Below are 7,839 nucleotides of genomic sequence, written 5' to 3'. Positions count from 1 at the left end.
ATAAAATATTTTATTAAATTGATTTATAATTTAATAGCGATACCGCGTCTAACTGCGTAATTTCAGTTACTTCTTTACTAAATATTGCAATGGAAGCCATATAATCTAAACTAGGTCTTACATCTTCCATCACTGTATTTTCTGCTAACTCTTGTCTATCCTTAAAAATTAACAATTCGGGAGGGTCATTTGGAGCTGATACTGTAATTTCTACTGGTGGAATCAATAGTCCTTCACCTGTCGCTTTCAGCACTGCTTCTTTTCGAGTCCAATATGTTAAAAATCCTTCTAGTCGCTGTTCATCAGGTAATTTCATAACTTGTGCTATTTCAATGTCTGTTAATACGCCCTCTGCCATTTTCATAACATCTATATTTGGATTCATTTGTTCAACATCAACACCAACAGGTGCAGATTCTGTAAATGCCACGATAACCCACTCACCCGAATGGGAAACGGATATTTGCGGCATACCTTCTGGTAATTGAGGTCTACCGTGTTGTAACTTACATACCGGGCACATTCGATCAATCGGTACTTGAACTGGCGACATAGAAAGTATCTTTCCAAGAACTAACCTACTAATTACACAACCTATTATAAAACGTGCACGATCTGCCGAATGATGATATGAATTTGCTTTCTCTCGCTCTACATCATTTAGTAAATTGTAATGCCATGATTGTAAATCTGAAATTCTCGCCCACCATATTTGACAACTATTCTCATTAAGAGTTGGTACAGAATCTACAACTTTACTCTCTATCATGTAAACTCTCTCCTTTTAAATACCAATATCAATTTATTTCAAAAGAGTATTGGCATGCTGCAACTCATTCATTTACGACTTCTTTCTTTTTTTGTAATACAGATACCGGCTTTTTATTCTTCTTTGACATTACCTCTTTATCGGAAATACGTAAAGAAAATAGTAATGCTACCAGTAAAAATATTGCTGATCCAATTAATGCAGCTTGATATGGTAAGAAATCTGATTGTACATTATTCTGTACGTTATTACTTCCAAAACCAGATAGTATACTAGCTAAAACAGCAACTCCTATGGCAGATCCTAATCGATTTTGCACATTGAATATAGTAGTTGCTCTACCCATAGAAGGTGGTGCAATATTGTTAAAAGCAGAAAATTGAACTGCACCGACAGATTGACCTAAGAAAATACCTATGCCAAACAATAGTGCCCGTATTTGCCATGGATTCGTATCATGATTTACAAAACTTAATAAAACAAATATAACCGCTGTACTTATTAATCCAATAGAGATTACCTTTCGAGCTCCTAATTTCTTATACGACCATGGTACAAACTGTGAAGAAATCATTAATCCAATCGCCTCTGGGAATGTCGTAAGACCTGATTCCAGCGCGGAAACTCCTATTACATTTTGATACATAAGCGGAAAAATAAATAACATTCCTAGTAAACCAGCTGATGAAAACAACGAAATAAGACTCATTTTTCTAAAGACCGGTTCTTTTAATAAGCGTAAATCTAACATCGGTTGCTTTACTTTCAGTTCTACAATTATAAACAATGTAATGAATACAATCCCAGCTATTCCAGTACTTATTATTTCTGGAGAAATCCAACCTTTTGACGGGCCTTGACTGAGTGTATAGATGAGCATCGCAAAACCTGGTGCTGAAAGAACAAAACCGATAGAATCAAAACGACCAGCCGATTTTTCAATATGCTCTGCTAAAAATAGAAGTCCAAATAGCAACGCAATGATACCAAACGGCAGATTAATATAAAATGCCCAGCGCCAAGACATTTGATCTACAAAGAAACCACCAATAATTGGTCCGATCGCTGGTGCTACAGCAATTGGAAGTACAATAAATCGAGAAATTTTTGGTCTTTCCTCTGGTGAAAATGTTCGGAATAACATCGCCATCCCGACTGGTGTTAAAAGTCCGCCACCAGCACCTTGAATGATACGAAAAATGTTTAATGAAGTAATATCATTAGCAATTCCACATAATGCAGATGCAATTGTAAAAACGAAAAGGGCAGTTAAAAATACTTTTTTCGTACCAAAGCGATCTCCTAACCAACCAGAAATCGGAAGAAAAACAGCTAAGCTAACTAAATACCCAATATTTACTGTCCCCATTGCAGAAGGAGGTACTTGTAGTTCTTTACTTATCGTTTGCAGTGCTACATTCACAATCGTTGCATCCATCGCAGCCATAAACATCGCTGTTATATAAACGATGCTTACAACTACTTTTGGATTTATGTTTGCTTTCATTATTGTTTTCCTACTAATATTTTTTCGCTAATTTGATTTTTTTTCGGATCTAAATCGTTCCAGTTAACTTCAACGTATTCTAAGCAAACTTGTCTGCTAGCTTCTTCATGTACAACATTCCATCCAATAGGTACATCGAGAAAGGCAGGCCAGAGAGAATACTGGCCCTCCTCATTCATTAATACTTTATATGTGTAATTATCATTTTCAAATGGATTCGTCATACTTTACTTACCCCTTTCTTATTCTGCGAATATTCCGCTAATACTTGTCCAATTTCTGTAAGTGGACCTGGTTGACATAAATCTTTATGTCTACAATCAATATCATGCTGCACGATTTCCCCGTCTAAATAATTTAGCCACGTATTTGGAGAAATAGGATCAAACCAGTCTGGTATAACAGTAGATCTAAAGAATAAAATATCTCCGTTATAAACTTTCGGTACGGATTTCCCTAACAACCCTACCGAATTTACATAAGTTTCTTTCAAGTTCAAAATAGTCTCTTCTTCAAGACTTGCTAATGCACTTCCATCTTTGCGAAGTATTGCAACCGCACTTTCCATAGTAAGTGGTTTACCATCCATGTTATCTGGATCATATCCACCTAAAGCAAGTAATGCGATTAACGCTTCTTCTTCAGTAGGTGCTTCCGTATTTGGTAAGAAATGACCAGGATAAGAATCAAGCATAACGAGTAATTCTACTTCTTCCCCTTCATTTTGTAGTTGCGCCGCCATTGCATGAACAACATTTCCTCCAAGCGACCAACCGAGTAAACGATACGGTCCGTGAGGCTGTACTTCACGAACGTGTTTTAAATAATCCGCCGCCATCTCCTCTAAGCTTTTTGGAAGTTCTTCATTTTTAGCGATACCACGTGCTTGTACACCATAGATTGGATAATCTGTTCCTAAAGATTTCATAAGTCCTGCATAGCACCAACTTAATCCACCTGCTGGATGTACACAAAATAGTGGTAATTGCTCTCCGCTTGCTCGTAATGGAAGCAACACATCAAGTGCACTTTGACCATTCCCCATTTCAAGTCTTTCAGCAAGCCCTGCAACAGTAGGTGCTGCAAATAAAGTTCCGATATTTAGTTCAACTCCAAGTGCCTCTTTAATGCGACTCATCAGCTGCACTGCAAGAAGTGAATGACCACCAAGATCAAAGAATCCATCATCAATTCCAATTTGAGACACACTTAAAACTTCTGTAAACAAGTCACATAATATTTCTTCTTGCGGTGTTCTTGGTCCGCGGCTAGAAGATGATGCAATAAATTCTGGAGCTGGCAATGCCTTTCTATCTAATTTACCGTTTGGCGTTAAAGGTAACTCATTTACTACTACAAAAGCGTATGGAACCATGTAATCTGGTAAACTACCTCCCGCATGCTGACGCATTTCATTCGTATCAATCGTTTCATTATTTGATGCGACGATATAAGAAACTAATCGTTTATCCCCTGGTTGATCTTCTCGTACAATAACAGCTACTTGTTCAACTTTAGGATGTTTCATTATTACCGCTTCTATTTCCCCTAATTCAATTCGGAATCCACGAATTTTAATTTGATGATCTGCACGTCCTATATAATCTAACGTCCCATCTTGACGCCAACGTGCTAAGTCTCCTGTACGATACATTCTTGTACCTGGCTTACCAAATGGATCTGCAATAAAACGTTCAGCAGTTAATCCTGCTCTTCCTAAATATCCACGAGCGAGCCCTGCACCTGCAACATACATTTCTCCAACTACTCCAGGTGGCATCGGTTGTAAATAGTTATCTAATACGTATACTTTAAGATCCGGTATACTGCACCCGATTAAACTATTTGCCCGTAAAGATACGATACTTTCATCTAATTCAATATAACTAACATGTACCGTCGTCTCCGTAATACCGTACATATTAATCAGCTTCGGTGAGTTATGAGGATGACGACTATACCAATCTTCTAATCGAGTTAGTTCAAGTGCTTCTCCACCAAAAACAACATATCGTAAAGATAATTTTTGATCAATCTCTTCATTTTCACGATCTGCTTGCATCAGTTGATAGAACGCTGATGGAGTTTGGTTTAAAACAGTCACCTTTTCCTGAACAAGCAGTTGTAAAAATTCTTTCGGTGAGCGACTTACAGTATGTGGTACTACGACTAGACGCCCTCCATATAATAAAGGTCCCCAAATTTCCCAAACTGAGAAATCAAAAGCGTATGAATGGAACATCGTCCACACATCGTCTGCGTCAAATTGGAACCAATGATCAGTTGCTCCTAAAAGTCTTACTACATTTTGATGAGGTATCATAACGCCTTTCGGTCTACCTGTTGAGCCTGACGTATAAATAACGTAAGCAATATGTGAAGGATATAACGGCTTAATGTGCTCCATTTCATCAATATTGTCTTCACTATATTTCTCAATTTCTTCTATTATGTTCACATCATCAACTAAAATCTTTAGTGCCTCATCACATTCAATTTCCACATCTGAATTTGTTAAAACACATGATGGTTTCGCATCGTGTAGCATAAATGAGATACGATCTGACGGATAATCCGGATCTAACGGAAGGTATCCCGCACCAGCTTTAAGAACAGCAAGTAAGCTTACAACCATATTTAAAGATCTCGGCATCGCTAAAGCAACGAGTTGATCAGGACCGATTCCTTTCGCTATTAACAAACGAGCTATTCTATTCGCTTTTCTATTTAGCTCTTCATAAGTTAGCTTTTCATCTTCAAAGACGACAGCAATAGAATTTGGACTTACATAAGCCTGCTTTTCAAATAATTGTGGCAATGTTATTTCAGGTACAATTTGAAAACCACCATTCCACTTTTCTAAAACTGTATTTCGCTCTGCTAAAGTTAATATTTCTAATCTACCAATTGATTGATCCGGATGTCTTGCCGCATCATCTAATAACAGAATGAATCGTTCTATTAGTTTTTGAACCGTTTCACGTTTATATAAATCGGTACTAAACTCTAACAATCCGTGTAAGCCGTTTGGAGTACCATCAACTCCGTTACTCTCGCTAATTTCAAATGTTAAATCAAATTTTGCAGAGCCAACACTTTGAATTTCAAGGCTCGCTTCTAAATCTGGAACATCAAACGTTGCTTCTGGCGTATTTTGAAAAGCTAACATAACTTGAAACAGCGGGTGACTATTTCGAGTACGTACTGGGTTTAACACTTCAACGAGTCGTTCAAATGGAACATCTTGATTTTCATAAGCTGCTAGATTTGCCTGCTTCACTCTATTCAATAACTCTTTAAAGATTGGATCTCCCGATGTATCCGTACGTAACACTAATGTATTTACAAATAAACCGACTATACCCGAGAGTGCATCGTCGTTTCTTCCAGCAATCGGACTACCAATTGGTATATCAGTACCAGCACCTAATCTTGTAAATAGCGCACTTAATCCTGCTTGCAACACCATAAACAAACTAACTCCATTTTTACGAGCGAGCTCTACTAACCTACTATGCATACCTTCATCTATATGAAAATAAATTGTTTCCCCGCGATAACTAGTTTCAATTGGGCGCTGGTAATCTGTAGGTAACTCCATTTGATCTGGTAAACCTTTTAGTTCCTCTTTCCAAAAATCTAATTGTGTTGAAATAAGACTATCTGGTGTCGTTTCATCACCTAGTAGCTGTTGTTGCCATAGTGAATAATCTGCATATTGGACTGGAAGTATTTCTAATTTAACACTATCCCCTTGATGTCGTGCTTTATAGGCCGCTGTAAAATCTCTCGTTAATGGTTGTAATGACCAACCATCTCCTATAATATGGTGCAAGAGAATTAGTAATACATGTTCGTTTTCACTTACTTTAAAAAGTTGCAAACGAATTGCTGGTTCGATATCAAGATTAAAACTATATCTTACAGCTTCAGACAGTGTACTTTCTAATTCATCCTTACATGTATTTGTTATAATCATTTTTAAATTCAATTTATCCATTTCTAGAATTCTTTGATATGAACTGCCAAGTGAATTCGGAAAAATTGTTCTAAGTGTTTCATGTTTCTCAACTACATCATAAAAGGCACCTTGTAATGCTTCCTCATTCAATTTTCCAGACATACGAATAACTAACGGAATATTATAAGTAGGACTTGGACCTTCTAAACAATTTAAGAACCATAACCTGCGCTGTGCAAATGAAAGTGGAATTTCATTTGGTCTACTTACTTTCTTAATAGCTGGTCTCGCGCTTTTTGCACGATCCAATTGTTTCGCTAATTCAGCAACAGTTGGTGATTCAAATAGTTTCCCGATTCCTAATTCGACATTTAACGTTTCACGAATTCTTGCCATTAAACGAGATGCAAGAAGCGAATGGCCACCCATTTCAAAGAAATTATCATCAATGCTAATTCGCGAAATACTAAGTACTTCTGCAAATAAATCACATAGTATTTCTTCTTTCGGATTTCTAGCAACTCTCTCATTATTCATTCCATTAAAATCAGGAGCAGGTAATTTCTTTCTATCAACCTTACCATTTGGTGTTAATGGTAATTCTTCTAGCACAACAAATGCCGATGGTACCATATAATTCGCTAAACTTTCTGAAATATAAGCACGAATTTCTGAAAGATTAATTGGTTCCTTCTCTTCTGCAACGAGATACGCAATGATTCGTTTATCATTTGGATGATCTTCTCGTACTATTACTACCGCTTGTCGAATACTTTGATGCCCTTGTAACACCGTTTCAATTTCAGCTAATTCAATTCGGAAACCGCGAATTTTAATTTGATGATCTGCGCGACTAATGTACTCTAACACACCATCCTTACGCCATTTCACAAGATCACCTGTGCGATACATACGTGCTCCAGCTTTTCCATAAGGATTTGCAACAAACCGTTCAGCTGTTAACTCAGGTTTCCCTAAATATCCGTTCGCAAGCCCTTCCCCTGCAATATATAATTCACCTATAACTCCAGGTGGAACTGGTTGTAACCCTGCATCCAATACATATACTTCTGTATTCCAAATTGGCTTTCCAATAGGAGGTATACCACTTTCACTTTCATCAATGTTCATGTAAGTAGACCAAATTGTCGTTTCAGTTGGTCCATATAAGTTACTTATAGAGCAACCTAATTCTTTTAATTTATTTGCTAAATGTGCTGGTAGAGCTTCACCACCAACGAGTACGTTTAGCTCTTGTAGCCGCTCTGGATATTCAGTTACTAACGCCTGCCAGAGCGTCGGTGTAGCTTGCATAATTGTCACTCTTTCTTCTTGTAAAAGTGTCGTTAATGCAGAAGGCTCTTGGATTACTTCTTTTTGAGCAATTGTTATACTTGCACCACTAATAAGAGGTAAATATATTTCTAGAGCAGAAATATCAAACGCAAACGTTGTAACTGCTAATAAATGATCCTTTTCATTTAATGAAAACGTATGTTGCATAGCCAATAAGAAGTTACTTAAACCTTTCATAGAAACAATTACACCTTTTGGATTTCCTGTTGATCCTGAAGTGTAAATTGTATACGCTGGGTTTAAAAG

At 37.1% G+C, this 7,839-nt stretch carries 4 protein-coding genes; all 4 read right to left on the bottom strand.

All coding sequences use genetic code 11. From position 1 onward, the window contains the following. Positions 1–13 precede the first annotated feature (13 nt). Positions 14–769, bottom strand: coding sequence for a 4'-phosphopantetheinyl transferase Sfp (gene sfp / locus AB3X48_RS14400; RefSeq protein ID WP_016104791.1), 756 nt, complete (start codon positions 767–769; stop codon positions 14–16). 64 nt (positions 770–833) lie between these two features. Continuing rightward, entirely contained in the window at positions 834–2,276 is a 1,443-nt protein-coding gene (locus tag AB3X48_RS14395) for an MDR family MFS transporter (RefSeq protein ID WP_016104790.1), read from the bottom strand. Continuing rightward, positions 2,276–2,500, bottom strand: a complete 225-nt coding sequence (locus AB3X48_RS14390) for an MbtH family protein (RefSeq protein ID WP_002157915.1) — start codon at positions 2,498–2,500, stop codon at positions 2,276–2,278. The genes AB3X48_RS14395 and AB3X48_RS14390 overlap by 1 nt, the downstream gene beginning before the upstream one ends. After that, positions 2,497–7,839: non-ribosomal peptide synthetase (locus AB3X48_RS14385; protein WP_367959692.1), on the bottom strand; the 5,343-nt coding region annotated here is incomplete at its 5' end. The genes AB3X48_RS14390 and AB3X48_RS14385, both read right to left, overlap by 4 nt.

It is taken from the genome of Bacillus sp. S4 (assembly GCF_040838205.1).
In the GTDB taxonomy this organism is placed as follows: Bacteria; Bacillota; Bacilli; order Bacillales; family Bacillaceae_G; genus Bacillus_A; species Bacillus_A cereus_U.
The sequence above is the reverse complement of the archived record's forward strand: the minus strand, read 5'-3'. Positions and strand labels throughout refer to the sequence as shown.